At 41.8% G+C, this 2333-nt stretch carries 2 protein-coding genes; one reads left to right on the plus strand and one right to left on the minus strand.

Annotated features, from left to right (window positions below):
- Nucleotides 1–227: 227 nt before the first annotated feature.
- Nucleotides 228–830, minus strand: coding sequence for a tetracycline resistance transcriptional repressor TetR (tetR, locus tag I3254_RS00410; RefSeq protein WP_000113092.1), 603 nt, complete (start codon nucleotides 828–830; stop codon nucleotides 228–230).
- 80 nt (nucleotides 831–910) lie between these two features.
- On the opposite strand from tetR, the gene tet(59) reads away from it, so the two are divergent.
- The gene (tet(59), locus tag I3254_RS00415) at nucleotides 911–2113 is read left to right on the plus strand and encodes a tetracycline efflux MFS transporter Tet(59) (protein WP_001031679.1); all 1203 of its coding nucleotides are present in this window, start codon (nucleotides 911–913) and stop codon (nucleotides 2111–2113) included.
- The last annotated feature ends 220 nt before the right edge of the window (nucleotides 2114–2333 follow it).

Here is a 2333-nt window from a genome sequence, read left to right on the forward strand (position 1 = left end):
GACCAGTATCCCGATCCCGGCTGGCCGTCCTGGCCGCCACATGAGGCATGTTCCGCGTCCTTGCAATACTGTGTTTAGCAAAAATGCAAGCCGATGAACAACTCGCGATGGCAACAGCTAAAAAATTGGTAGAACAAAAACGCCAAATTGAAAAACAATGTTCTAAATAAATCCACCACTCGCACAAATCCCCCCTATTGTGCGAGCCTAAAAACACAGACACCTTATCACTGCTTTTCGAAACCATTAATCAATGCTTCTAAACCAAATAAAAAAGCCTCTGTGCCATCATCTTGATCCATAATTTGCAAAGCATCTTTTAATAGTCGAGGCATCGTATCATCTGCTATTTGTTGCCTATCATTAAGTGCTGCGATATGTTCTTGCTGCTCTAACACAGAACCTAACGTAAAATGACCAACCGCGCTTATTGCATATAACCCACATTTTAATGAAAAACCATTGTCCACCATAAACTGCAACTGCATTTCTACGGTGTCATATTGGTCTGAACTCGGGCGAGTCCCTAAATGCACTTTTGCGCCATCACGGTAACTTAATAATGCATCACGAAAGCTCAATGCATTATTACGTAAAAATTGTTGCCACGTTTCCCCAACTGCGGGTAATGAATGACGATGATTACGCTTTAGCATTTCAACAGATAATGCATCCAACAATGTGCGCTTGTTCTTCACATGCCAATATAGTGTAGGCTGCTCTACGCCCAGTTTTTGAGCTAGTTTTCGCGTTGTCAGCCCTTCCATTCCCACTTCATTTAGCAACTCTAATGCCACTGTGATGATGGTTTCTTTATCTAATCGCGCCATACTGCCCTCTCTTTTTTTCTATTGACACTCTATCACTGATAGGGATATATTCCAACTCTATCAATGATAGAGAAAAAACGATGAATAAATTTGCGATCACCGCTTTAACGATCACCGCCCTAGATGCTATGGGGATCGGCTTGATCATGCCTGTATTGCCTACATTGTTACGTGAATACGTGTCGGCTGAAAATTTAGCAAATCATTACGGTATCCTGCTGGCACTGTATGCCATCATGCAGGTTTTTTTTGCTCCTCTACTTGGCAAATGGTCTGATAAATTCGGGCGCCGACCAATATTACTACTATCTCTTGCAGGCGCTGCTGTGGATTACACTTTGCTTGCATTATCTAGCTCACTTTGGATGCTATACGTTGGGCGATTAATTTCTGGAGTTACTGGCGCAACAGGTGCGGTCGCCGCTTCTGTTATTGCTGACAATACTGCTTCACAAGAGCGTACTAAGTGGTTTGGACGCTTAGGGGCGGCTTTTGGTGTCGGGTTAATCTCTGGCCCTGCAATTGGCGGCTTTACAGGGCAATTCTCAGCTCATCTTCCTTTTATTATTGCTGCCATTTTAAATGCGCTCTCTTTTTTAGTTATTATGTTGATATTTAAAGATAATAAAATCAAAAATACTGAAAAAAACACCACAGAAACAGCAGAAAATTCGCGACCTTTCCTGCAAGTGATCAAGCCAGTCATACTATTGTTATTTATCTTTTTTATGACTCAAATGATAGGGCAAATTCCAGCAACGACATGGGTGTTATTTACGGAACATCGTTTTCAATGGGGCAGTATGGAGATCGGCCTATCTTTAGCGGGGTTAGGCATCATGCATGCCTTGTTCCAAGCATTTGTAGCGGGCGCAATCGCCAAGAAATTCAATGAAAAAGTGACGATTATTGTGGGCTTTGTTGTTGATGGAGCAGCATTCATTATTTTGTCATTATTGACAAAGGGTTGGATGATTTACCCTACATTAATCTTACTCGCCGGCGGCAGTATTGCGCTACCAGCCTTACAGGGGTTAATGTCAGCTCAAGTCAATCAAACTAACCAAGGTAAGCTACAAGGCGTTCTAGTCAGCTTAACCAATACGACGGGGGTGATCGGCCCATTATTATTTAGCTTTATTTTTGGTCAAACACTGGCAAGTTGGGATGGCTGGATATGGATGATTGGTGCGATAATGTATGTTTTATTGATTGTATTTATTTTATCTTTTTATAGAAGCACCAAAAAGATAGTTAAAATAGCGAAGCTACCAGCGAGCTAAGTTTTAGCATATCAATATTAAGTGCTATGATACCCCTATCAGATTTGCTTTTAGCACAAGATATTAAGAGACAAACCCTATGACATTACCCCCTAAAAAACCAAGAACAAAACCTGCGGAAGAAAGGCTAGATGACCTAATGAACGTATAGGAAGAATAAACGCCCTTTTCACCCAAGTCCAACAGCTTTGGACCGCAGTTGACTCTTTCGACACCCCTG

Origin of the sequence: Psychrobacter sp. Ps2, from assembly GCF_022129405.1 — a bacterium.
GTDB lineage: Bacteria > Pseudomonadota > Gammaproteobacteria > Pseudomonadales > Moraxellaceae > Psychrobacter.

Coding starts and splice junctions, on each gene's coding strand:
- tetR (WP_000113092.1), bottom strand. CDS start 830: ATGGCGCGATTAGATAAAGAAACCATCATCACAGTGGCATTAGAGTTG.